Source organism: Pseudomonadota bacterium (assembly GCA_037200975.1).
GTDB lineage: Bacteria > Pseudomonadota > Gammaproteobacteria > Steroidobacterales > Steroidobacteraceae > CADEED01.
This window is the reverse complement of sequence record JBBCGI010000001.1, coordinates 3,064,625-3,087,313: the sequence shown is the minus strand read 5'-3', so window position 1 is coordinate 3,087,313 and position 22,689 is coordinate 3,064,625. Positions and strand designations below refer to the sequence as shown.

Below are 22,689 nucleotides of genomic sequence, written 5' to 3'. Positions count from 1 at the left end.
GCCCTGCTCTTCAACCCTTCACGCAGACCACCTGCTTGAGGGTGTACGCGATCTCGACGAGATCGCGTTGTGCTTCCATCACCGCGTCGATGTCCTTGTACGCGGCCGGCGTTTCGTCGATGACGTCCTTGTCCTTGCGGCATTCGACGCCCGCGGTCGCCGCCTCGTGGTCGGCCACCGTGAACCGTGCACGCGCCTGCGTGCGCGACATCACGCGGCCCGCGCCGTGGCTGCAGCTCGAGAAACTCTCGGCGTTCCCCAGGCCGCGCACGATGTACGAACGCGCGCCCATGGAACCCGGGATGATTCCCAGCTCGCCCGCCTTCGCACTCACCGCGCCCTTGCGGGTCACGATGAGATCCGCGTCGAAGTGGCGCTCGCGCGTGCAGTAGTTGTGGTGGCAGTTCACCGCCACCTCACCCATCGCAAACGGACGCAGCTCCTCACGCAGCACGCGCAACACGGCGTCCATCATCGCGCGGCGATTTTCCGCCGCGTAGTCCTGTGCCCAGGTCATCGCCTCGACGTAGTCGTCGAAGTGCTCCGTCCCCTCGACGAGGTACGCCAGATCCCGGTCGGGCAGGTTGATGAAGTGCTTCTGCATGTCCGCCCGCGCCAATTCGATGAAGATCTGACCGATCAGATTGCCGATGCCGCGCGACCCGGAGTGCAGCATCACCCACACGGTCTGGTCGGTGTCGAGACAGACCTCGATGAAGTGGTTACCGCCGCCCAGCGTTCCCAACTGCTTCTGCGGCTCCTTGGGCTTGAGCTTCGGATACTTCTGCACGATGCGGCTGCAGCGCTCGCTCAATGCGCCCCAGCGCGACAGCACCGCTTCCGGCGCCGTTCCCCAGGAACCGCGGTCGTTGTGGCCACGCGTCTTCACCGAGCCGTGCGGCACCGCGCGCTCGATGCGCGAACGCAGCGTGGCCAGCGACTCCGGCAGGTCCTTGGCCTGCAAGGTCGTCTGCACCGCCATCATGCCGCAGCCGATATCGACACCGACCGCGGCGGGGATGATCGCGCCCTGCGTTGCGATCACCGAGCCCACGGTCGCGCCCTTGCCCACGTGCACGTCCGGCATCACGGCCAGGTGCGAGTGCACGAACGGCATGCGCGCGATGTTCGCGAGCTGCGTCTTCGCCTGTTCATCTACCGGCACGCCGCGCGTCCACATCTTCACGTGGCGTCCGCCTTCGACGTTCAATACTTCGTAGTTCTTCTCGTTCATATCCTTCACCATTCGTATTCAAGAGTACTCACCGGCGGGCCCGTCTCAAGCACGGCCCGCCGGTTTTCCTTTGCTTCACGGCGCGATGCGGACCAGGTCCTTCATCACACCTTCGAGACCACCGAAGACCGTCAACTTGTCGATCTTCTCGGTCACCTTCTCGAGCGTCTCGAGCTCCTTCAGGCGCAGCAAGGTGCGGTTCTCGTCCATGAGGCGCGCCGTGTTCAGCAACGAACGCGTCGCCGCCGTCTCTTCGCGGCGGCGGATCAGGTTGGCCTGCGCCACCTTCTCCGCCTCGACCACCTGGTTGAGGATGGCCTTCATCTCGCCCGGCAGGATCACATCCTTCACACCCACCGAGCGCACCGCGAGACCGCTCGCCTCGAGCTTCGCCGTCGACATCGCGACCTCGCGGTCGATCGCACCCTTGTCGGACAGCAACTCGTCCAACGTGCGCGTGCCGACCGCCTCACGCAGCGCGAACTGCAGCTCCTTGTAGACGTAGTCCACGAAGTTGCTGACCGTTGCGCGCGCCTTCACCGCGTCCGTCACCTGCCACAACGCGGTCAGGTTCACGCGCAGGCTCACCTTGTCGCGCGTCAGGATCTCCTGGCCCGAGACCTCCATCGTCTGCAAACGCAGATCCACGAGCTCCACGCGCAGCGCGCGCTGGTACTTCCAGTACGCCGACAGACCGGGCTTCAATACCGCGCGCAGCTCGCCGTCGACGATCATGAGACCCACGGAGGTATCCGGGACTTCGACCATGCCGATCGCCTCACTTACGCCCGCGGCGTTCTTCGCACGCGTCAGGACGCGCGCGGTGTTCGCGTCGAGCGTGTATTCATTCGCGATGTCGCGAACTTCCACGCGCACGTTCGTCGCACCGCGCCAGTACCACTGACGCGTGCCCGGCGCGAGCACGCCGCTCAGGCGCTCGTTCTTGTAGACGATGCCGACCTCGCGGTCGCCCAGCTCGACGATCTGCACGTACGGCTCGAGCAATCCACGCGACTCGGCCAGCAACACGTCGGCGCGCGCGAGCTCGAGCTCCACCTTGCCGACGTCATAAACCTGCACCCCGAGGTTACGGCCGACGAGCCAGTACTTGCCGGGGCCGAGGACGCGCTCCAGATCGCGGTCGCGATACACCAACGCCCGCTCGTACAGGGCCACCTTCATTCGCTTCAACATCCACATTGTCATTCTCCTTGCCTTCCACCTCACCGCCGCGGCCCCATTGCCGCGGCGGTATCCAACAGGTCGAGGTGGTGCCCACACCCCCGGCGCGGTCCGCGAGCTGTGCTGCGCCGTCCCTGTAGTTAGCCCGGCGGCGCGCTCCGCGGGGCGGCGCGCCTCTTCCGGGCGTTCGACAGATCGAATGCAACACACGCCACGCGGCTCAGGGCTCCGGGCGCGCTGCGTGGCCATCCACGCCAGGTCACCTCGATGCGGGGCAAGCCCCGCCTCATCGTTTCAACAACACCAGTTCTGCACTTGGCAAGCGCGGGAATCGAACCCGCGACAGGGAGGAACACAACCTCCTGCTCTATCCAACTGAGCTAACTTGTTGTGGTTATCGCCCCATTCGTTCGCGGTACACGCACCTGCGACTGCTGCCAGGCAAGAGCGCGCCAGCCGGCTGTGACGCCGGACCGCTGCGAGAAAACGCGGACAAAGACCTCCTGACGGCGCGCCGCTCACACGTCGCACCGAATAGTTGGGGCCTGAAACGCTGAAGGCCCCGAATCAGCGGCAGCTGACCGGGGCCTCGTGTGGAGTGCCTTGCGGAGAGCTGCCCAAAGCCGCTCTCCGTTGCATCGAAGAGCTAGCTTCCGGTTCTCGAATCGGGTTCGCCGGCGAGCGCGCACGCCGGGACGGCACGCCGATTCGGCAGAATCGGCGCCGTACCCGCGACAAACGTGGTGCGGGGCAAACTGAATTGGTAGTTAGGATGCATAGGGGCGCGCATTCTAGGCGCGAATATGCCGGTGTCAAGCACCGTTCGTCGGAAAGCCACTCGGCCGGGATCAGCCGAAGTTGATCTTGGCTTCCAGGTTCGAGCGCGAATCGGCGTTGGTGAGCGCTTCTTCCAGATCGATGCGGTTCTGCTTGTAGAGATTCAGCAGCGCCACATCGAAGCTCTGCACGCCGCGCTCGGAGCTCGCGACGATGGCTTCCTTGATCGCGCTGACGTCGCCTTTCTTCACGAGCTCCGTGACGTAAGGCGTGTTCAACATGACCTCGATGGCCGCGATGCGCTTGCCTTCCTTGGTCACGACCAGGCGCTGCGAGCAGATGGCGCGCAGGTATTGCGAGAGATCGAGGAAGATCTGCTTGTGCTGGTCCTGCGGGAACATGTTGATGATGCGATCCAGCGTCTCGGCGCTGTTGTTCGCGTGCAGGGTGGATAGGACGAGATGACCTGTGCCGGAAAGGTTGATCGCGGCCTCCATCGTCTCCTTGTCGCGGATTTCTCCGATCAGGATGACGTCGGGGGCCGCGCGCATCACGCCGCGCAACGCGCGAGCAAAACTCTTGGTGTCGAGCCCCACTTCGCGCTGGTTGACGATGGAGCGCTTGTTGGTATGCAGGAACTCGATCGGATCTTCGATCGTGACGATGTGATCCGAGGAGGTTTCGTTGCGATGATTGATCATCGCCGCGATGGAAGTGGATTTGCCCGAGCCGGTGGCGCCGACCATCAGGATGAGCCCGCGCTTCATCATGATGAGGTCCTTGAACATGTCGGGCAGGCCGAGCTGGTCGAGCTTGGGCATGTCGGCGCTGATGTAGCGCAGCACCATCGCGGGGTAACCGCGCTGGTAGAAAACGTTGACGCGGAAGCGCCCGAGGCCGGGCTCGGAGATCGCGAAGTCGATTTCGAGCTCGCGCTTGAAGCTTTCTAGCTGGTCGGGCGTCATGAGGCCATAGGCCGCCTGGCGCACGGTCTCGGGCGTCAGCACCTGCTTGTTGATCGGCAGGATCGCGCCTTCGATCTTGACCTTGATAGGCGAATTCGACGTGAAGAACAGGTCGCTGGCCTTGCGCTCCACCATGAGTTTGAACAGCGGACGCGTGTTGAGCACCATCGGCGCGTTGTCGCCGGTCGAGTGCTTGGCCTTGAGCGTCTCTTCGAGCTCTTCGTTGACGGCGGCCGCCACGTCCACCTTGCTGCGCTTCGATTCGGCCATTTAGAACGAACGGCCCTGTTGTTCTTCGTCGACCATGCTGAGCGTGCCACCGTCGTCGAGGTTCTTCACTTCGCGTTTGCTCTCGAGCTTGATGCGCAGGCGCAATTCGTTCTTCGAATCCGCGTTACGCAACGCGTCTTCGTACGAGATGAAACCCGCTTCGTAGAGGTCGTACAACGCCTGGTCGAAGGTCTTCATGCCGACGCGCGTAGAGCGCGACATGACATCCTTGATCTCCTGCACCTTGCCTTTGAAGATCAGGTCCTGGATCAGCGGCGAATTCAGCATGATCTCCATCGCGGCGATGCGGCCCGAGCCGGATTCGCGCGGCACGAGACGTTGCGAGACCAGCGCGCGGATGTTCAGCGACAGATCCATCAGCAGCTGTTCGCGGCGCTCGTCGGGGAAGAAGTTGATGATGCGGTCGAGCGCCTGGTTGGAGCTGTTCGCATGGAGGGTGGCCAACACGAGGTGGCCGGTCTCGGCGAACTGGATGCCGTATTCCATCGTCTCGCGGTCGCGGATTTCGCCGATGAGGATGACGTCGGGCGCCTGGCGCAGCGTGTTCTTGAGCGCCGCATGCCAGTTGTCGGTATCCACGCCCACTTCGCGGTGTGTGATCACGCAGCCCTTGTGCTGGTGCACGTATTCCACCGGATCTTCGATGGTCACGATGTGCCCGCGGGTTTTCTCGTTGCGGTAACCCACCATCGCGGCCAGCGAGGTCGATTTACCCGAACCGGTGCCGCCGACCAGGATCACGAGGCCGCGCTTGGACAGCACCACCTCTTTGAGCACCGGCGGCAGTTCGAGCTCTTCGAGCGTCGGAATCTTGGAATTGATGAGGCGAATGACGCAGCCGGTCTGACCCTGCTGCACGAAGGTGTTGACGCGGAAGCGGCCGATGCCCGGCGGCGCGATCGCGAAATTGCATTCCTTGGTGGCGTCGAATTCCTTGGTCTGGCGATCGTTCATGATCGCGCGGACCAGTACGGCCGACTGCTCGGCGGTCAGGGCACGTTCGGACTGCGGGCGCACTTCGCCGTCGATTTTGATCGCCGGCGGGAAGCCCGCCGTGATGAACAGGTCGGAAGCCTTCTTGTCGACGACGCGACGCAGAAGGTCCTGCATGAGTTTGATGCCTTGTTCGCGATCCATGGTCAGCGCTCCTTACAGGGCATCCTTGTTGGAAGCTTTGTAGCGAGCTTCTTCCTTGCTGACGACGCCTTTGGTGACGAGGTCCGCGAGGCATTGATCCAGCGTCTGCATGCCGGCCTGGGCGCCGGTCTGGATGGCCGAATACATCTGCGCGATCTTGCCTTCGCGAATCAGGTTACGAATGGCGGGCGTGCCGATCATGATTTCGTGCGCCGCGATACGGCCGCCGCCGTTGCGCTTGAGCAGCGTCTGCGAAATGACGGCACGCAGCGACTCTGAAAGCATCGCGCGGACCATTTCCTTTTCCTGCGCCGGGAACACGTCGACCACGCGGTCGATGGTCTTGGCGGCGGAGCTGGTGTGCAGCGTGCCGAACACGAGGTGTCCGGTTTCGGCGGCGGTCAGCGCGAGACGGATCGTCTCGAGGTCGCGCATTTCGCCAACCAGCACCACGTCCGGGTCTTCGCGCAACGCCGAACGCAGCGCTTCAGAGAAGCCGAGCGTGTCGCGATGCACTTCGCGCTGGTTCATGAGGCAGCGTTTGCTCTCATGCACGAATTCGATGGGGTCCTCGATCGTGATGATGTGATCGGGACGGTTGTCGTTGCAGTGGTTCACCATGCCCGCGAGCGTGGTGGACTTGCCCGAGCCGGTCGGGCCGGTCACGAGCACGAGGCCACGCGGCAGCATGCACAGATCGCGGAAAATCTTCGGGCATGCCAGGTCGTCGAGCGAGAGGATGACCGAGGGAATATTGCGGAACACGGCGCCCGCGCCGCGATTCTGGTTGAATGCATTCACGCGGAAACGCGCGAGCTTCGGAATCTCGAAAGAGAAATCGGTCTCGAAGAACTCTTCGTAATTCTTGCGCTGCTTGTCGTTCATGATGTCGTACACCATGCCGTGCACTTCCTTGTGGGAAAGCGCGGGCATGTTGATACGTTTCATGTCGCCGTCGACACGAATCATGGGCGGCACACCAGCGGACAGGTGCAAGTCCGAGGCGTTATTCTTTACGGCGAAAGCGAGGAGCTGGGCGACGTCGACGGCCATGCGGTGTCCCTTGAAAAGCGCCGTTGAGTATAGACCCGGGTATCACTGATCAATATGTTATCCCGTCCGCAGAATTGCTCGGAGAGCGTCCGAGTCGCTCAAACCCGCATTGCGGAGGCCTGTAGAGGCGCCAGTCGAAGTGTCGATTCGGTCACGCTTCTGGCCGTTTCGAAGGGACAGAGCGGCGCAGCAATCGACGCTGCCGCGGGCGCGGGTGTCGAGAACTTCGGCGAGAATTTCCTGCAGGAAGCCCTGCCCAAAATCGAGGCACTGGCCGGGCGCGAACTCACCTGGCATTTCATCGGGCGGCTGCAGGCTAACAAGACCCGGCAGGTCGCCGAGAATTTCGCCTGGGTGCACGCCGTCGACCGGCTCAAGATCGCCGAGCGTCTGTCCGCACAGCGTCCCGATCGCTTGCCGCCGCTCAATCTCTGTCTGCAGCTGCACGTGGGCGGCGAGGAAACCAAAGGCGGCGTACCCGCCGCCGACATGGCGCAACTGGCCAGCGCCGTCCGCGCACTGCCGAACATCCGGCTGCGCGGCCTCATGAGCATGCCGCCGGCCGAAGACGACGACGCCAGGCAGCGGCGCTGGTTCAACGAGACACGCCAGGTGTTCGACTATCTGAACGAACACGGACACCAGCTCGATACCTTGTCGATGGGCACGAGCGCGGACTTCGAAGCGGCCATCCTCGAAGGGTCGACCATCGTGCGCATCGGCACCGCGATTTTCGGCCCCCGCAGCGCCAAAACGGCCGGCGAAACGGGATAATCACCCGCACATGGACATCAAGGCGGCCTTCATCGGTGGCGGCAACATGGGCGGCGCGTTGATGCGCGGGCTCATCGCGCGCGGACTTTCGCCCCAGAACATCAGCGTCGGGGAAGCCCACCAGCAGCGGCGCATCGTGCTCGCGGACGAGCTCGGCGTGCACGTCACGGCCGACAACCGTGAGGCGGCCGCGGCGGCGGATGTCGTCGTGCTGGCGGTCAAACCACAGGACATGGCGCTCACCACGCAGGCGCTTGCCGACGTTTTCTCGCAACGGCCACCGCTGGTTTTGTCGATCGCGGCCGGCATACGCGTCGGCGACATCGCCGAGTGGTGCGGCCCGGGCGTCGCCGTCGTGCGCGCCATGCCCAATCGACCGGCGCTCAACAATGCCGGCGCGAGCGCACTGTATGCGCCCGAGGGCTTGAGCGCGGCGCATCGCGCACTCGCGGCGACCGTGCTCGGCGCCGTCGGCACGACGGTGTGGGTGTCAGACGAAGACGCGCTCGATGTCGTCACGGCATTGTCTGGCAGTGGCCCCGCCTACTTCTTCCTGCTCACGGAGTTGATGATCGACGCGGCCGTCAATCTCGGACTCGAACGCGCGAGCGCACAGGAGCTCGCGGTGCAGACATTGTTCGGGTCGGGGCAGATGGCACGCGCCAGCGACGGCGACCTGATGCGCCTGCGCCTCGAGGTCACTTCCAGGGGCGGCACGACGGAGGCGGCGGTGCGTGCATTCGACACCGCGAACCTGCGTACCATCGTGGCCGACGCGCTGGGCGCCGCGACCGATCGCGGCCGCGAACTGGCGCGCGCCTTCGGCAAGAGTCAGAAAACATGAGAGCGCTCTACTACATCGTCGATACGCTGACGTCCCTGTACCTCGGCGTCCTCATCCTGCGATTCATCATGCAGCTGGCGCGCGCTAACTTTCGCAACCCGTTCGCGGCGGCGATCGTGAAAATGACCAATCCGCTCATCCTGCCGCTGCGCCGCGTGTTGCCGCCGGTGGGCCGGATCGACACCGCTTCGGTGGTCGCGATCGTGCTGTTCGCGATCTTCAAGGTCGCCGTATTGCTGCTGTTCGGCGCGGTGATTCCGGCGATCGTGGTCCTCACGCTGCTGGTGTTGAAGACGCTGGTGCTCGCAGTGCTGTGGCTCTACGTCATCATGATCTTCTTCTACGGACTCGCTGGAATGCTCCTGCAGGGCGGCAGTTCGCCTGTCTACGAGTTGCTCGCCTACGTCTGCGATCCGTTGCTTTCGCGCGTCCGCAGGATCATCCCGTCGCTGGTTGCCGGCCTGGATTTGTCGTTTCTCTGGGCGATCATCGCGCTGCAGGCGCTGATCATCCTGATCGACGGAATCAACTTCTGACGCAGCGCTGTCCTCGCTGCGACAACGACTTAACCGCATACCTCAACGTCGCTTCGATGCGCGTGATGGTGAAGATTCGTACAGCGAATGACGCTCAATTTCGTGTCGCGGCGACACTCGTGTTGTTGCGCATGTGCGCCGAACCCTAGAAAACAAGGCATTTGCCGCATTCATGTGCAACGAAAATTATTTGCACGCGGGAAAGCCTGTGATATGTTGCGCGCCGAATCGCTCGCCGCGGGATATTTTTTCCGCTGCATTTTTTTCTTATGAGGAGTCCGAGTAATGGCAAAGAAAGGTGGCGCACCGACGAAGTCGGAAATCGTGGCAACGATCTGCAAAGACGCTGAACTGTCCCGCAAGCAGGTCGCCGCGGTGTTCGAGTCACTCAACGGCATCATCAAGAAGAGCCTGCGTGGACCTGGTCTGTTCACCCTGCCCGGTCTTCTGAAGATGAAGGTCGTGAAGAAGCCCGCCACGAAGGCGCGCGAAGGCATCAATCCGTTCACGAAGGAAAAGATGGTGTTCAAGGCGAAGCCGGCCTCCAAGAAGGTCCGCGTGCTGCCGCTGAAGAGCCTCAAGGCGCTGGTCAACTAAGACGCGCTTGCTTCGCGCGTGCCACGGCGCGTGATGCAGATCGAGGGCCCGGGACGTAAACGCGTCCGGGCCCTTTGTTTTTGCGACCAAGATTAAAAGGGGACATGCCTATTTATTGGCTCCGCAATAAATAGGCATGTCCCCTTTTAATCCTCCCCCTTTTCTCGGCTAGCTTCGCAGGAAATCCAGAATCAGTGGTTTGAGCTCGTGCAACCTGCCGTGAAAGAAATGCCCGGCGCCCGCGAGAACGTGCAGGCGGGGCTTTCGCGGCTGGTTCGCCGCCCAGGCAAGCACGGCAGCGGCGGGCACCACGTCGTCCGCGTCGCCCTGCGCCAGCATCCAGTCGCAGTCGGGGTTCGCCACCGTTCCCAACTCGAAACGCGCCACCGGCGGCGCCACGGCGACGAGCTTCACCGGCGCGAGATCCTGCGCGGCGCGCAAGGCCACGAAAGCGCCGAACGAGAAGCCCCCTAACCACAGATCGGCAGCCGGATAACGCCGCCGTCCCTCGGCCACGACCGCGGCCAGGTCATCGGCCTCGCCGCGGCCGTTGTCGAAGGTGCCGCCGCTCGCCCCGACGCCGCGGAAGTTGAACCGGAAGGTGGGCGCGCCGCACTCCATCATCGAGCGCGCGATCGTGTGGGTGACCTTGTTGTCCATGGTTCCGCCAAACAGCGGATGCGGATGGCAGACCACGCCGAACACGTCGGATCTGACCTCACCGTCCGGGGTCTCCAGGCGGGCTTCGAGCGCGCCAACTGGCCCCGCGAGCGTCAGGACTTCGATGCTGCTCACGGTGCCTTGTAGACCGTGTTGTCCTCGAGCGCGTCGCCGGGGATGCCCGTGAGCTCGCCTAACTTCCCTACCGCGATGCTGCCGGTCGCGGCCTGGGCCGCAACGCCGGGAAACACCAGCGCCGCCAGGCCCGCCGCGACGCGCGACATCAGCGAATCTCGACCAGCTCGACGTCGAACACCAGCGTCGCACCACCGGGAATCAGCCCGCCGCCCGCGCCGCGCGCGCCATAACCCATCTCCGGCGGAATGACGAGCCGGCGCTTGCCGCCCGGCTTCATGCCGACCACGCCATCGTCCCAACCCTTGATGACCATGCCGGCACCGACCGGAAATTCGAACGGCTCGTTGCGATCCACCGAACTATCGAACTTCTTGCCCTTGTTCTCGGGTGCGGCGGCGTCGTACAGCCAGCCCGTGTAGTGCACCAGCGCGGTCTGACCGGACTTGATTTCGGCGCCGGCGCCTGGAGCGAGTTCGATTTTCTGCAAAGCCATGTTTTCGGTTCCTGTGGCGGAGGTCGCATCGGCGACGGGTTCGGAAGGCGCAGCCGCGTCGGTCGGAGGAGGCACCGCTGCCACCTCTTCCGCCGGTTTGTCGCGCGACGAACAGGCGGCCAGCAATACGACGACCAACGCGATTGTCAGCGACGAGGCCAGCGACTTCGGGGTCATCGAGCTACTCCGGATTTGCGGGAGCGGCATTATTACACGCCTCATTGCGGCAGCCGGGTCCAGAGACGGTTGAGGCGCTGCACGAACGCGCCCGGATCCGGGAGCTGCGCACCTTCGGCCAGCATCGCCTGCTCGTACAGCACCAGCGCCAGCTCGCCGAACTCCGCGGCATCCTCACGATGCTCGAGATACTTCACGACGTGATGTTCGACGTTGAGCTCGAGCACGGGTTTGCCGGCGGGCGCGGATTGTCCGGCCGCCTCGAGCGCGCGGCGCAGCGGCGCCGATAGATCGTGTTCCCCCGCCACCAGCACCGCGGCCGAATCCTTGAGCCGCCCGCTGACACGCACCTCCGAAACACGCTCGCCGAGTGAATCCTTGACGCGTTTGAGCAGCGTCTTGCTCTCCTTGAGCTGGGCCTCGACCTTTTCCTTGTCCGCCGCGCTCGCGAGGCCGCCGAGCTCGAGGTCCCCACGCGTCGCGTCCTTGAACTTCTTGCCCTCGAATTCCTGCAGGTGATCCATGACCCAGGCGTCGATGCGCCGGCCTAACAACAGAACCTCGACATTGCGGGTGCGCAATCCTTCGATGGCCGGATGACTGCGAGCGGCGGCGAGGTTCTCGCCGACCACGTAGTAGATCTTGTCCTGGCCGGTCTGCATGCGGCCCACATAGTCGGCGAGCGACGTCTGTTCCTCGTCGCCTTCCTGATTCGAATTGGCGAATCTCAGCAGCGGCAGTATCTTGTCGCGGCTGGCGGGATCCTCGGCCAGGCCTTCCTTGAGCACCGCGCCGAATTCGCGCCAGAACCCCTGGTACTTCGCCGGCTCGTCCTTGGCGAGTTTGCCGAGCATCTCGAGCACGCGCCGTGTGAGCGCGCCGCGCATGGCTTCGACGTCGCTGTCGGCCTGCAGCAGCTCGCGCGAGACATTGAGCGGCAGATCGGCCGAGTCGAGCACGCCTTTGACGAAGCGCAGGTACAACGGCAGGAACTGTTCCGCGTCGTCCATGATGAACACGCGCCGCACGTACAGCTTGAGCCCGCGTGCGCCGTCGCGCTGCCACAGGTCGTAGGGCGCCGCGGCGGGGATGTAGATGAGGCTGGTGTAGTCGCGCTTGCCCTCGACGCGGTTGTGCGACCAGCTCAACGGCTCGCCGGAGTCGTGCGTCAGGTGGCGATAGAACTCGACGTACTCCTCGTCCTTGATCTCGCCCTTGGACCGCGCCCAGAGCGCCGTGCCGCGATTGATGGCCTCGTATTCGAGCGTCGCCTCGCCCTCTTTCGGCATACGCACCGGGAAGGCGATGTGGTCGGAATAGCGGCGCACCAGCGACCGCAGCTGCCACGCGTCGAGGAATTCCTGCGCATCCTCCTTGAGGTGCAGAACGATGGTGGTTCCGCGCGCAGCGTGTTCGATCGTCTCGACCGTGAAGTCACCGTCGGCGGCCGATTCCCAGCGCACTCCATCGGCGGCCGGCAGGCCCGCGCGGCGCGTCAGCACCTCGACCCGGTCCGCCACGATGAAGGCCGAATAGAAGCCCACGCCGAACTGGCCGATGAGCTGGGAATCCTTCTGCTGATCTCCGGATAGCTTCTTGAAGAACTCCGCCGTCCCCGAGCGCGCGATGGTGCCGAGGTGAGAAACCGCCTCGTCCCGGCTCATGCCGATGCCGTTGTCGCGGATGGTCAGCGTCTTCTTCGCCTTGTCGGCTTCGATCCAGATCGCAAGCTCGGTATCGCCCGCCATCAGCGCGGGGTTGCTGAGCGCTTCGAAGCGCAGCTTGTCGTTGGCGTCGGAGGCGTTCGAGATCAGCTCACGCAGGAAGATCTCCCGGTGGCTGTACAGCGAATGGATCATGAGCCTGAGCAGCTCACGGACTTCAGCCTGGAAACCCAGAGTTTCCTTGGCTTTGTTTTCAGTTGGGGGGGTTGTCATGGCGCCCGGAGGTTGCGGGCACCGCGTTACGAATTCAAGCCCTCGATCGGGCCTTGCGAATCAGCGGGTTCAGCGCGGGCGGACGGTCGTCCAGATCGCAATCGCCGTGTTCTTCACCATGTAGCGGCTGGTGCCGATCAGGTCGTCGAGGTCATCCCAGAGAAGAAGAAAACGTTCCATGCGATGCATTCCTTCAAAATTCCAAGCTTGTGTCGACTCTAGGAACAGAGCCGTGACACGGCTGTGTCAGGAGTCACACTCAACTGCCGGTTTGGTTGCTAGAAACCAGCTGCATCGCTAGTCTTTCGAGTGCTTCACATTGAAGGCACATTCTGACAAACAGTCATGCAACGCATCGTCGTACTAAACCCTAAAGGGGGCTCCGGTAAGACGACGCTCGCGATCAACCTCGCGGCGTTTTTCGCGGCGCGTGGCGACCACACCTTGTTGATTGATCGCGACCCGCAGGGTTCGGCGACGCGCTGGCTGCGCAAGCGCAAGGTGCCACAGCCCGTCATCAACGGCATCGCCACGTTCGAGCATGACGCCCGCACCACGCGCGCGTGGCAGATGCGCATCCCGGAAGGCACGGAAAAGATCGTCGTCGACAGCCCGGCCGCCGTCGAGGCGCGCGCGCTGCCCGAGCTCACGCGCGATGCGCACAAGATCATCGTTCCGGTGCTGCCGTCGGATATCGACATCCACGCCGCATCGCGCTGCATCGCCGACCTGCTGCTGGTCGCCAAGATCAAGCGCACCGAGAACCGCATCGGCGTCATCGCCAATCGCGTACGCAAGAACACGTTGATGTTCCAGTCGCTGATGCGCTTCCTGGAAAAGCTGGATATCCCCATCGTCGCCACGGTGCGCGACTCGCAGAACTACGTGCGCGCCGCCGAACAAGGCGTCGGGATCCATGAAATGAAGTCCTACCTGGTCAGGGAGGATGTGGCGCAGTGGGAAACGCTGCTCGCCTGGCTCGAACCCGAGCGCGTGCTGGCCGAACAGCCGGCGCCGCTGCAGGAGCAGCCCGCCCCGGAGGCGATCCCGGCCCCCGAAGCGGTGATCGAGAACTGGGACGACGACCCCGCCCACGACGCCATTTTCAGGCCCCACGGCCACTGAGTCGCGCGAACGCCCACCCGGCGACGCGTCATCCGGCGCCTGCCGTTCTTCGTCTTCCCACTAACCAGTCTTTACCTTCATCTCGCCGGCGAATGGCATTCGCCGCAACCCGCGTTGTCGCGGTGTTATTTTTTCAACTCTACTTCTTGACTACCGGTGCCGGCTCGTCTTCCCACGAACCCTTCACCTTGTCGGCCCAATGCTTGTAGCTAGACCAGGTGTAGAGATTCTTGGTGATCGCGGCATGCCGCCCACGCGTGCGCTGCATGCGCTCGAGCCAGGCGGCGTAAGCATCCGTGCCCACTGGCGGCGGTGCTCCGTTTCCCAAATTTCCCCGGCTTCTGTCTGAGGAACTCATGCGGTTACTCCCTTTCGGTTGACGTAAGCCTACGGTTTCGTCGCACCAAAACGACAGGAACTGATTCACGCGCTCGCAACTGCTTGCGGGCGATGCGCGGTGGTTCGCACAGATTTTTTCGTTATGTAGCGCCGCCGCGGAAAACACGCGGCGCCATTTAACGTTGCAGTCGCTTATTGTTTGATTCTTCGCTCGACCGTCAGGCCACGAGCCGGTAACACGGCTTGTACGCGCTGCCCGGAAGCTTCATGCGCTTTTGCGCCACAAACGCCGTGAGCAGCTCGTCGAGCAGTTTCATGACCGAGGCGTCGCCGGTCAGCTCGTACGGACCTAACTTTTCTATCGCGCGTACGCCGTTTTCCTTCACGTTGCCGGTGACGATGCCGGAGAACGCGCGCCGCAGGTCGGCCGCGAGCTCATGCGCCGGCTGGTCGCGGTACAGACGCAGGCCGCGCATGGATTCGTGCGTCACTTCGAACGGATGCTGAAAGGCCGGCGGGATCTTGAGCAGCCAGTTGAAATTGTAGGAGTCGCTATGGGTGCGGCGGGCGTCCCGCACTTCTTCCATCGCCGCGACCATGTAACGCGCCACCTCGGCCGGGTCGTCGACGATCACATGCAGCAGCTCGGCGGCCTTTTTCCCGAGGGTTTGCTCGATGAATTGCTTGATCTGGACGAAGTAGTCCGCCGTCGACCTGGGTCCCGTGAGTACGACTTTCAGCGTCTGGCCGGCATTGGCCGGATCCAGCAGCACACCCAGCAAGTAGAGGATTTCCTCGGCCGTTCCAACGCCTCCCGGGAACACCACGATGCCATGCGACAGGCGCACGAACGCTTCGAGACGTTTTTCGATGTCCGGCATGATCACCAGCTGGTTCACGATCGGATTCGGCGGCTCGGCGGCGATGATGCCGGGCTCCGTCAAACCGATATAACGCCCACCGACGATGCGCTGCTTGGCGTGGCCGATGGTGGCGCCCTTCATGGGGCCCTTCATCGCACCCGGGCCGCAGCCCGTGCAGACATCCATGCCGCGCAGGCCGAGCTCGTAGCCGACCTTTTTGGTGTACTGGTACTCCTCGGTGCCGATGGAATGCCCGCCCCAGCACACGACCAGATTCGGCTTGGATTTATAGTCGAGGATCCGCGCATTGCGCAGGATGTGGAACACCGCGTTCGTGATCGCCGCGGGCTGTTCGAGGTCGAACCGGCCGCTTTCGATGATCTCGTTGGAGATGAAGATGACGTCGCGCAGCACCGCGAACACGTGTTCCTTGATGCCGCGGATCATCTCGCCGTCGACGAACGCCTGGCCGGGCGCGTTCTTCATCTCGAGCTTGATGCCCCAGGCCTGGCGCACCAGTTCGACTTCGAAGTCCTTGTAGCGGTCGAAGATCTCCTTGGCGTTGTCGCTCTCGGAGCCGGAGTTCATGACCGCCAGCGCGCACTTGCGGAACAGCTGGTAGAGGCCGCCGGCGCGTGAATCGAGGAGTTTTTCAATTTCCGCCTGGGAGAGGTTCTCCAGGCTGCCCCGCGGTCCGATGCGCGCATCCACGAAATCGGGAATGACGATGCTGGTTTCCAAAATATCCCCTCGACTCTGCTCACCTTGTTTTGGTGGGAGAGTGTACTCGACGGGAGGGAAATCGCCGGCGAAGGCCGCCTTCAGGGCTGGATATCGATGCGCACGTTGTCCGAGGTCATCATCCAGATCTCCACCATGTCGGCGTTGGTGACGGCGATGCAGCCATCGGTCCAGTCCTGCGTGGCGTAGTAGTCGGGTGCGTGGCGCGGATCGTTCGGCAGGCCATGGATCATGATCGATCCGCCGGGCTGCCAGCCATTGCTGCGCGCGCGTTTCGTGTCCTGATCGTTGGGGTACGAAACCTGGATCGAGAGGAAATAGTCGCTGCGCGTGTTTCGCCGCGACAGACGGTAGCTGCCTTCCGGAGTGCGGAAATCGCCGGCGCGTTCTTTCGCGCCCGCCGGGTTGAGGCCGAGCGCGACGCGGTAGGCGCGCAGCACGTCGTTGCCGCGCATGAGATAGAGCCGGCGCTCGGATTTGCGCACCAGCACGCGATCGGCAATGGGCAATTCGACGCCCAGCGAGGCCATGGCGCGGGCATGATAGGGCAGCGCGTCGCCTACAGCCGTTCCAGCGAACAGGCAGGCGAGCAACGGAACACACAGTGCGGAAACTTTTGTAGTCAGCGACATTTAATTACAAAACAAGCACTTACTAACAACTTAAATTATAGGGGCCGGCCGGGGCAGCGTTAACGGAACGCGTCACAGCTTTGGGGTGTTCAATGCAGCAAGGATGTCCACCGGTAACGATTATGACAAGCCGTCGCGACGCTGAGACCGTATTTCTTGGGGCGCGTTTCCTCGCCGGGCTGGTCGCCCTCACCCTCGGTGCCTGCGCGACGTTGCCGCAGGATCATCCCGTGTACGAACAACTCGACGCCGACACCGGCGTCACCATCGCGCGGATCGGAAAGCCGATCGAGCTGTATCGTGAAACGGCGCCCAATGGTTACGCCGATCGCTTCGCGTATCTGGCGCCCTTCGAGACGAACCAGATGGGCGCGCGCGCATCGTTTCTGTGGCTCGCCGTGCCGATCGATCCGACATTGGTCGAATCCGTGCCTTCCCTCGATGTGGATGGCAGCGCGCTGGTGCTCGGCACGCCCAGCCGTCAGGCGGATTTTGCCGGTCTTGCCAAGTCGCCGTACAAGCTGCCGGCTCCGTGGAGCGTGACGTACTACTTCAGGGCCGATGCCGATGTCATCGCGCGGCTCGGCGCAGCCCGGAGCCTGGCGATTCACATGATGGAGCCGACAAAGGATGGCCCGGTGGAAGCGCTGTTCGCGCTGCAGATCGCCGACGACCCGCGCTTGAAGGAATTCGCCGCCCGCCAGTAAAAGGGGACATGCCTATTTATTGAGAAAAGGTCCCCTTTTCTCAATAAATAGGCATGTCCCCTTTTACTTCCCTAGCTACCTGCCACGACTTCGATCTTCGGCATCACCACCTGCGTACCGGCGCGCAGGTCGGACAGATCCGTATCCGGGTTGTATTGCCGCAGCAGCCAGATCGGCAGGTTGCTGAACTTCTGCGTCATGGTCCACAACGAATCGCCACGCCGCACGATGTACACCTCGGTGCCGGCGATGCGATGCGTGACGAAGAACTCGCCCTGCAGCTTGGCGTGATAGTCGCGGCGCAGCTGTTCGAACGCCTCGCGCGAAACACGCGAGTAATCGAGCTTGAGTTTCTGCCCGAGCAACACAGGCTGCCTGGCCTTGAGCTTGTTCAGCGTACGCAGCTTCTGCGTCGCGATCTGCAGCCAGTCGGCGTATTGCCCCAGCGTCTCGGTCGCCTCCACGCGGATCGAGCCGTCGTCGCGGACCTGGTAGTCGATCGAATCGGCCAAGCCCTGCGATATGCCCACCGGTCCGAGCGCGGGACTCAGCGCTTCTGCCTGGCTCGCGGACACCGGCTCGCGGGCGCTCTCGGCCGCCTGCGCTACTGCGGTCGCGACTTCGGGCGTAGTTGCCGCGGCCATGGCCACGGCCGCCGCGGAACGCGCACGTCCGCGCGTCGGTTCGCCGGTGCCGATGGGCCGCGTGGTCTCCTCGCGCACCACCTCGACGGCGGCGCCTTCGCGCTGCGCTTCGCCGCGCGCCGCGTCGATCGCCGCAACTTTGACTTCGGTCTCGGCCTCCGTCGCGGCGGTCACCCGCGTCGGCGCCTCACCGGCGATGCGCAGGCGCTGCCCCTCGTAGAGAAAATCCGGGTTCTTGAGCGAATTCATCTTCAACAGCTGCGCCTCGGGCACGCGTACCCGTCCTGCGATCAGTTGCAGCGAATCACCGCGACGTACGACGTAGAAATCGTCCGCCGGCGCCGATGCCGCGGTCGCATTGCCGGGCGACGGTGACGCAGCGGCCACGGCGGCGCTCGCCGCGGCCGGCGGCGATGCGGCGGCACTCAGCACGCGCGGCAATTGTTCGGGCAATTCCAGACGGCGTCCCGCGCGCAACGCGGCGCCGGCCGAAATGCCGTTGATCTGCGCGAGGCGTTCCGTCGTCATGCCGTATCGCTGCGCGATGGCCGCCATCGTCTCGCCCTTGCGGACACGGTGCGTGCGCGGCGTCACCTGCCCGGCATACAACTCATTGGCCGGCAGGCGCGCGCTCAGCATGTCCGCGGTCCACTTCTCGGCGGTGTCCGCCGGCAGGCGCAGCCGATAACCACGCGGCACCAGCCGCGTGCCGTTGAAAATGCCAGGGCGCCACGCCGGGTTGAGCACGCGCAGCTGTTCGCGATCGAGTCCCAGCGTGCGTTCCAGCGTCGACAGCCGCACGTACGCCGGCATGGCGACCTCGCGGAATTTCTGCTCCGGCCGCCGTTCGAGCGCGCCGAAATATTTCTCCGGATTCTCATCGATGGTCAGCGCGGCCAGGAACGACGGGAAGAAGTTGCGCGACGCGAAACCGAATGTCCGGCTGTTATAGGTGCGATTGATCTTCACGAAATCGTCGCTGCCGACGGTTTCCTTCGCGCGGCGCATGCCGGCCGCGCCGTGGTTGTACGCGGTCAGGGCGAGCGGCCAGCTGCCGAGCACGCGGTAGTTATAGGCGAGTAGTTGGGCCGCGGCCTCGGTCGAACGGTACGGATCGAGACGCTCATCGACGGCATCGTCGACGCGCATGTAGCGCCGGCCGGTGGAACGCATGAACTGCCACAACCCTGCGGCGCCGACCTTGGAATAGGCCGCCGCGTTGAACGACGACTCGACGTGCGGCAGCACCGCCAGCTCCGGCGGCAATCCCTGGTTCGCAAACGTCTCGGCGATGTGTGTTTCCCAGCTCGAGGACCTGATCAGACCTTCCTTGAAGCGGTCCGCTTGCCCGAGCTGGAAGCGGATGCGCTGCATCGCCTCCTTGAGAAGGATGACGCTGGTGCTCGGTCCCCAGAGCGCGAGCAGACGTTTGTCTTCGTCGGAGAGCGCATCGCGCCCGCCGTCGGTGCCCAGCGCCGCGACGATCCGGCGAAGACTCGCGATGTGCCGGTCGCGCCGCTCGTCCACGAGACGCTGGCGATCGCGCGGTGAGGTGCCGGCGCCGAACTTGATCGTGTCGTACACGACGGCGAGATTGCGTTCGTCGTGCAGGAACCCTTCGTTGGTCGTGACCTCGGTGTAGACCCGGATCCAGAAGTTGACGTCGGGCTGGATACCCTCCGGTCGGGGGATCGACTCGGCGCGGACCAAAATGGGCGCGCAGAGCATCAGGACCAGGAATTTGGCGGCTACCCGTCGCAGGCGGCGAACGCGATGGAGAACTGTCGGGCTCATTTACACTCGCTGTCTCGTATGCAACCGGTTGATCTCAAATCGACTTCCGGTCAACGGGCGAGTGTTATGTCGTGCCCTGCCCCGGACCTTGCGTCGAAGATTTTGACAGCAGGGTGCCTTCCATCGACGTGACATATTGCCCAATGTGGAACTTTGCGTCGCCCGGGCCTCCGCCCAGACGATTGGCCAGCCATTGTCATGTCAGATTTCTCTGGCACAGGGCTTGCTCTCTCTTATCCCAAGCGGCTCGACAAAGACCGCACGAGATAAGAACAAGAAGAGCGAAAACACTCCTCCACAAACAAGCAAGCAAGCAAGCGACCAATGAGCCCCGCGCAAGCGGGGCTTCTTTTTTTCCGCGTCGCGGATTGCAACCCCTGGGGCGCTCGCGACATCTATTCGTGCATCGATCAACTGCGCACCAGGATGCCGCCATGAAATTCGCCACTCTCGCCACCGTTGCTTTCATCGCCTTCGTCGCCTGGGCGGGCAACGGCGCTTCCTTCGCCAAGGACTCCCGCAACGTCACGGCGATCAACGATTCGGTGGAGGCCGCCGCCGGCCAGACCTACGACAGTGTCAACACCGTCAACGGTGACGTGCTCGTGAGGAGCGGGGCGACGGTGGAAACCGCGCATACCGTCAACGGCGAAATCGTCATCGAACGCGATGCCAAGGTCGGAAACCTCAACACGGTCAATGGCTCGCTCGAGATCGGCGCAGGCGCCACCGTCGCGCGCGAGGCATCGACCGTCAACGGCGAAATCCAGATCGCGAATCGCAGCCGGGTCGGCGGCGCGGTTTCGACGGTCTCCGGGGAGATCGAGCTCCACGGCGCGGAGGTGGGCGGCACGGTGACGACTGTCAACGGCGACATCGACCTGACCGACGGCGCCCGCGTGCGCGGCGACATCCTGGTAAAGAAGCCGACCGGCGACTGGGGCAAGGATCATGGCGATCCGGTGAAGGTCCACATCTGCGCGACATGCGTGGTGGAAGGAGATCTGCGCTTCGAACGGCCGGTCGAACTGCGCGTCGATAACGGCGCGAAAATCGGCAAGATCATCGGTGACAAGGTCACTCGCCGCTGACGGCCCGCTGCCCACCCAGGTCTATTCCATACAGCCGCACCTCGGGCTCGTCGGGGTACATGGGATACATGCGTTCGAACCGCATGCCTAACTTCTCGAGCACGCGGATCGAGGGCTCATTGCCCGGTAAAACGACGCCAATGACGCGTTTGAGGCCCAATTCCCGCGCACCGTGCCGCAGCGTGGCCTGCGCCGCCTCGAAGGCAAATCCCCCGCCCCAGTAAGCGGGCAGGAAGGCGTACCCGAGATCCACGTCCGGCAGGATGTCGCGCTGGAGCAGCCCGCACATGCCGATCGCGGCACCATCCGACTTGCGCGAGACATGCAGGAGCCCCAGGCCGAGCCGCTCATACATCGCCATCGGACCGGTGCGCAGGTACCCGTACGCATCCTCGATGGAACGCACACCACGATCGCCGATGTTCTTGATGAACGACGGCTGGTTCAGCAGCTCGACGACGAACGGCGCGTCTGAAAACTCCAGGCGGCGCAGCGTCAGGCGCGGCGATTCGAACTCAGGACGGGTCGCCAAATCGTGAGCGCTCGAATGGCAGCCACACAATCACCGGGGCCTGGATATCCGGGTTCAAAAAGCTGTCCTCCTGAAAGCGGCGCGAGCTTACCGTGAGCCCGGCCCGAAGTTTTCCCCCCAAAAAAAGAGCCCCGCCTGAGCGGGGCTCTTAGTCGCGCGGACACGGGGGTCTTGTTCCGCACATTCTCATGTGTGGCTCCCAGTAGGGTTCCGGGCGCCACAAAGACTCTGTGTCACGACGGCGCGTTTTCTCCCACCCTTAAGCCGGATTTATTGCGCGGCCGGGGGTTGACGGGACCTCATTCCCTGGGCTTGAGGTAAGCCGTGGCAAAACGTTCCCACAGCTTCTCAACCTGGGAGCGGCGGTTCTCGCCCGACACGACGATCGCGCGGGCCTCCGCCTCGGTCAGGCGTCCCACGCGGCACAGGACGATCACCGAGGCGGCGACGCGGCCAAATTTGAGCGAGCGGCCCAGCGAATTTTCCATCTGGAGCTCGGCGGCGAGCGTCTGACTCTCGAGCGCGTATTGCACGCGTTGCGACAGCTCCCAGCTGGCGGCAATACGTCCCGCGGTCGGAGCGACCCAGGTTTCGAGCAGGCGCGCGACGCTGCCCGGATCCGGAGTCAGCTGCGGTTGCGCGGCAAATTGATCGCGCACGATGCGGAACACGACGATGGCGGAGAGTCCGTATAACAAGCCGACCAGCTGCGAGACGAACGGCTCGGCGTTCTCGATTTGTGTCGCGTGAGTTTCCGCGGTGGTTGCCGCATACAACGTGTGTTCCCAGACGAGCTCGGGAAATTTGCTGAAGCTGCCGGCGCCCGCGGCCATCAAAGGCTGCAGCAACGCGGTGGCGATGATCGAGCGGATGCCCTGCACTCCGACCACGGTCACGGCGCGATCGATACTCTCGATGGGCAGGTTGTTGGTGCGATAGATCGGGCTGTTCGCGATGCGCAGCAGGTTGCCGGTGAGCGCCGGATCCTGCGCGATGATGCGGGACATCTCGGCCATGGTCGCATCGGCGTCGTTCACGGTCGAGAGCAGCTTTGGCAGCAGCGACGGACGGCGCGGGATGTATTCGGGCCGTGCTTCGATCTTCTCGAGAATCTGCTGCACGGCCTTGAAGACCGGCGCATGCGCGGGATCCGGCGTCTTGCTCAGCGCTTCGCGCGGCGCGTCGTCGAGCGCGTATGCGACGAAGCGCCGCAATGCCTCGTCCCAGTCGAAGGCCGCGATGCCGCCGATGGGCCGCGTGCCGGTCAGAGAGCGGTTCGCGCCCGTCGTGGCTGCGATCGGGTCGGGTTTTGCGGGTTTCTCGCGCGTCGCTCGCACCCAGATCACCACGCCGACGATTCCCAACAGAATTCCACCGATCAGGACTGCAAGCGTTGCGCTCATGTAGCGAGGCTACCTGTGCGCAC

22 protein-coding genes and 1 tRNA gene are annotated in these 22,689 nt (G+C 63.6%); 7 read left to right on the top strand and 16 right to left on the bottom strand.

Annotated elements, in window-relative coordinates; translation table 11 throughout:
* Nucleotides 1-10: 10 nt before the first annotated feature.
* The 6 genes from WDO72_13940 to WDO72_13915 form a co-directional block, all read right to left on the bottom strand.
* The gene (locus WDO72_13940) at nt 11-1,234 is read right to left on the bottom strand and encodes an RtcB family protein (protein MEJ0086783.1); all 1,224 of its coding nucleotides are present in this window, start codon (nt 1,232-1,234) and stop codon (nt 11-13) included.
* Between the two features lie 75 nt (nt 1,235-1,309).
* A complete protein-coding gene (locus tag WDO72_13935; protein MEJ0086782.1) occupies nt 1,310-2,434 on the bottom strand; it encodes a slipin family protein in 1,125 nt (374 codons plus the stop codon).
* Nucleotides 2,435-2,732: 298 nt separating this feature from the next.
* Nucleotides 2,733-2,806: transfer RNA gene (locus WDO72_13930), tRNA-His, on the bottom strand.
* Nucleotides 2,807-3,264: 458 nt separating this feature from the next.
* A complete protein-coding gene (locus WDO72_13925; GenBank protein MEJ0086781.1) occupies nt 3,265-4,428 on the bottom strand; it encodes a PilT/PilU family type 4a pilus ATPase in 1,164 nt (387 codons plus the stop codon).
* Nucleotides 4,429-5,586 carry a PilT/PilU family type 4a pilus ATPase gene (locus WDO72_13920; GenBank protein MEJ0086780.1) on the bottom strand — a complete coding sequence of 386 codons (1,158 nt, stop codon included), beginning with the start codon at nt 5,584-5,586 and terminating at the stop codon, nt 4,429-4,431. It lies immediately after the preceding gene.
* Between the two features lie 12 nt (nt 5,587-5,598).
* On the bottom strand, nt 5,599-6,639 hold the full coding sequence (locus WDO72_13915; GenBank protein MEJ0086779.1) for a type IV pilus twitching motility protein PilT: 1,041 nt from the start codon (nt 6,637-6,639) through the stop codon (nt 5,599-5,601).
* Nucleotides 6,640-6,693: 54 nt separating this feature from the next.
* Here WDO72_13915 and WDO72_13910 point away from each other — a divergent pair, with 54 nt between their 5' ends.
* The 4 genes from WDO72_13910 (at nt 6,694) to WDO72_13895 (ending at nt 9,390) form a co-directional block, all read left to right on the top strand.
* The gene (locus WDO72_13910; GenBank protein ID MEJ0086778.1) at nt 6,694-7,413 is read left to right on the top strand and encodes a YggS family pyridoxal phosphate-dependent enzyme; all 720 of its coding nucleotides are present in this window, start codon (nt 6,694-6,696) and stop codon (nt 7,411-7,413) included.
* 10 nt (nt 7,414-7,423) lie between these two features.
* Nucleotides 7,424-8,257 (top strand): pyrroline-5-carboxylate reductase, encoded by an 834-nt coding sequence (gene proC / locus WDO72_13905; GenBank protein ID MEJ0086777.1) that lies wholly within the window; start codon nt 7,424-7,426, stop codon nt 8,255-8,257.
* Complete coding sequence (locus WDO72_13900; protein MEJ0086776.1) at nt 8,254-8,793, top strand: YggT family protein; 540 nt, start codon at nt 8,254-8,256, stop codon at nt 8,791-8,793. The genes proC and WDO72_13900 overlap by 4 nt, the downstream gene beginning before the upstream one ends.
* A gap of 285 nt (nt 8,794-9,078) precedes the next feature.
* Nucleotides 9,079-9,390, top strand: a complete 312-nt coding sequence (locus WDO72_13895) for an HU family DNA-binding protein (GenBank protein MEJ0086775.1) — start codon at nt 9,079-9,081, stop codon at nt 9,388-9,390.
* Between the two features lie 168 nt (nt 9,391-9,558).
* On the opposite strand, the gene WDO72_13890 is transcribed toward WDO72_13895, so the two are convergent.
* The 4 genes from WDO72_13890 to htpG are packed head-to-tail and all read right to left on the bottom strand — an operon-like array spanning nt 9,559 to nt 12,795.
* On the bottom strand, nt 9,559-10,185 hold the full coding sequence (locus WDO72_13890) for an alpha/beta fold hydrolase (GenBank protein ID MEJ0086774.1): 627 nt from the start codon (nt 10,183-10,185) through the stop codon (nt 9,559-9,561).
* Nucleotides 10,182-10,334, bottom strand: a complete 153-nt coding sequence (locus tag WDO72_13885; GenBank protein ID MEJ0086773.1) for a hypothetical protein — start codon at nt 10,332-10,334, stop codon at nt 10,182-10,184. The genes WDO72_13890 and WDO72_13885 overlap by 4 nt, the downstream gene beginning before the upstream one ends.
* Nucleotides 10,334-10,858, bottom strand: coding sequence for an FKBP-type peptidyl-prolyl cis-trans isomerase (locus WDO72_13880; GenBank protein MEJ0086772.1), 525 nt, complete (start codon nt 10,856-10,858; stop codon nt 10,334-10,336). Before WDO72_13880 ends, WDO72_13885 begins: the two co-directional genes overlap by 1 nt.
* Nucleotides 10,859-10,899: 41 nt before the next feature.
* Nucleotides 10,900-12,795: a molecular chaperone HtpG gene (gene htpG, locus WDO72_13875; protein MEJ0086771.1), complete on the bottom strand. Its 1,896-nt coding sequence runs from the start codon at nt 12,793-12,795 to the stop codon at nt 10,900-10,902.
* Nucleotides 12,796-13,140: 345 nt separating this feature from the next.
* On the opposite strand from htpG, the gene WDO72_13870 reads away from it, so the two are divergent.
* Nucleotides 13,141-13,920 (top strand): ParA family protein, encoded by a 780-nt coding sequence (locus tag WDO72_13870; protein MEJ0086770.1) that lies wholly within the window; start codon nt 13,141-13,143, stop codon nt 13,918-13,920.
* Between the two features lie 139 nt (nt 13,921-14,059).
* On the opposite strand, the gene WDO72_13865 is transcribed toward WDO72_13870, so the two are convergent.
* From WDO72_13865 to WDO72_13855, 3 genes are all read right to left on the bottom strand, one after another.
* Nucleotides 14,060-14,224 (bottom strand): hypothetical protein, encoded by a 165-nt coding sequence (locus WDO72_13865; protein ID MEJ0086769.1) that lies wholly within the window; start codon nt 14,222-14,224, stop codon nt 14,060-14,062.
* A 253-nt stretch (nt 14,225-14,477) separates the two neighbouring features.
* The gene (ppnN, locus tag WDO72_13860; GenBank protein MEJ0086768.1) at nt 14,478-15,863 is read right to left on the bottom strand and encodes a nucleotide 5'-monophosphate nucleosidase PpnN; all 1,386 of its coding nucleotides are present in this window, start codon (nt 15,861-15,863) and stop codon (nt 14,478-14,480) included.
* Nucleotides 15,864-15,943: 80 nt separating this feature from the next.
* Nucleotides 15,944-16,393, bottom strand: a complete 450-nt coding sequence (locus WDO72_13855; protein MEJ0086767.1) for a L,D-transpeptidase family protein — start codon at nt 16,391-16,393, stop codon at nt 15,944-15,946.
* Between the two features lie 224 nt (nt 16,394-16,617).
* Between WDO72_13855 and WDO72_13850 the strand changes: the two genes are divergently transcribed.
* Nucleotides 16,618-17,202 (top strand): hypothetical protein, encoded by a 585-nt coding sequence (locus WDO72_13850; protein MEJ0086766.1) that lies wholly within the window; start codon nt 16,618-16,620, stop codon nt 17,200-17,202.
* A 71-nt stretch (nt 17,203-17,273) separates the two neighbouring features.
* On the opposite strand, the gene WDO72_13845 is transcribed toward WDO72_13850, so the two are convergent.
* On the bottom strand, nt 17,274-19,640 hold the full coding sequence (locus WDO72_13845) for a LysM peptidoglycan-binding domain-containing protein (GenBank protein ID MEJ0086765.1): 2,367 nt from the start codon (nt 19,638-19,640) through the stop codon (nt 17,274-17,276).
* 434 nt (nt 19,641-20,074) lie between these two features.
* Between WDO72_13845 and WDO72_13840 the strand changes: the two genes are divergently transcribed.
* Nucleotides 20,075-20,731, top strand: a complete 657-nt coding sequence (locus WDO72_13840; GenBank protein MEJ0086764.1) for a hypothetical protein — start codon at nt 20,075-20,077, stop codon at nt 20,729-20,731.
* Here the strand turns inward: WDO72_13840 and WDO72_13835 are convergent.
* Nucleotides 20,718-21,263 carry a GNAT family N-acetyltransferase gene (locus WDO72_13835; GenBank protein ID MEJ0086763.1) on the bottom strand — a complete coding sequence of 182 codons (546 nt, stop codon included), beginning with the start codon at nt 21,261-21,263 and terminating at the stop codon, nt 20,718-20,720. The two genes, WDO72_13840 and WDO72_13835, sit on opposite strands and share 14 nt — an antisense overlap.
* A 299-nt stretch (nt 21,264-21,562) precedes the next feature.
* On the bottom strand, nt 21,563-22,666 hold the full coding sequence (locus WDO72_13830) for an HDOD domain-containing protein (GenBank protein MEJ0086762.1): 1,104 nt from the start codon (nt 22,664-22,666) through the stop codon (nt 21,563-21,565).
* Nucleotides 22,667-22,689 lie beyond the last annotated feature (23 nt).

Bases quoted from the DNA above. Each gene is read 5' to 3' on its own strand.
- WDO72_13940 (MEJ0086783.1), bottom strand. From the start codon at position 1,234: ATGAACGAGAAGAACTACGAAGTATTGAACGTCGAAGGCGGACGCCAC.
- WDO72_13935 (MEJ0086782.1), bottom strand. From the start codon at position 2,434: ATGTGGATGTTGAAGCGAATGAAGGTGGCCCTGTACGAGCGGGCGTTG.
- WDO72_13925 (MEJ0086781.1), bottom strand. From the start codon at position 4,428: ATGGCCGAATCGAAGCGCAGCAAGGTGGACGTGGCGGCCGCCGTCAAC.
- WDO72_13920 (MEJ0086780.1), bottom strand. From the start codon at position 5,586: ATGGATCGCGAACAAGGCATCAAACTCATGCAGGACCTTCTGCGTCGC.
- WDO72_13915 (MEJ0086779.1), bottom strand. From the start codon at position 6,639: ATGGCCGTCGACGTCGCCCAGCTCCTCGCTTTCGCCGTAAAGAATAAC.
- WDO72_13910 (MEJ0086778.1), top strand. From the start codon at position 6,694: ATGTTATCCCGTCCGCAGAATTGCTCGGAGAGCGTCCGAGTCGCTCAA.
- proC (MEJ0086777.1), top strand. From the start codon at position 7,424: ATGGACATCAAGGCGGCCTTCATCGGTGGCGGCAACATGGGCGGCGCG.
- WDO72_13900 (MEJ0086776.1), top strand. From the start codon at position 8,254: ATGAGAGCGCTCTACTACATCGTCGATACGCTGACGTCCCTGTACCTC.
- WDO72_13895 (MEJ0086775.1), top strand. From the start codon at position 9,079: ATGGCAAAGAAAGGTGGCGCACCGACGAAGTCGGAAATCGTGGCAACG.
- WDO72_13885 (MEJ0086773.1), bottom strand. From the start codon at position 10,334: ATGTCGCGCGTCGCGGCGGGCCTGGCGGCGCTGGTGTTTCCCGGCGTT.
- WDO72_13880 (MEJ0086772.1), bottom strand. From the start codon at position 10,858: ATGACCCCGAAGTCGCTGGCCTCGTCGCTGACAATCGCGTTGGTCGTC.
- htpG (MEJ0086771.1), bottom strand. From the start codon at position 12,795: ATGACAACCCCCCCAACTGAAAACAAAGCCAAGGAAACTCTGGGTTTC.
- WDO72_13870 (MEJ0086770.1), top strand. From the start codon at position 13,141: ATGCAACGCATCGTCGTACTAAACCCTAAAGGGGGCTCCGGTAAGACG.
- WDO72_13855 (MEJ0086767.1), bottom strand. From the start codon at position 16,393: ATGGCCTCGCTGGGCGTCGAATTGCCCATTGCCGATCGCGTGCTGGTG.
- WDO72_13850 (MEJ0086766.1), top strand. From the start codon at position 16,618: ATGACAAGCCGTCGCGACGCTGAGACCGTATTTCTTGGGGCGCGTTTC.
- WDO72_13845 (MEJ0086765.1), bottom strand. From the start codon at position 19,640: ATGAGCCCGACAGTTCTCCATCGCGTTCGCCGCCTGCGACGGGTAGCC.
- WDO72_13840 (MEJ0086764.1), top strand. From the start codon at position 20,075: ATGAAATTCGCCACTCTCGCCACCGTTGCTTTCATCGCCTTCGTCGCC.
- WDO72_13830 (MEJ0086762.1), bottom strand. From the start codon at position 22,666: ATGAGCGCAACGCTTGCAGTCCTGATCGGTGGAATTCTGTTGGGAATC.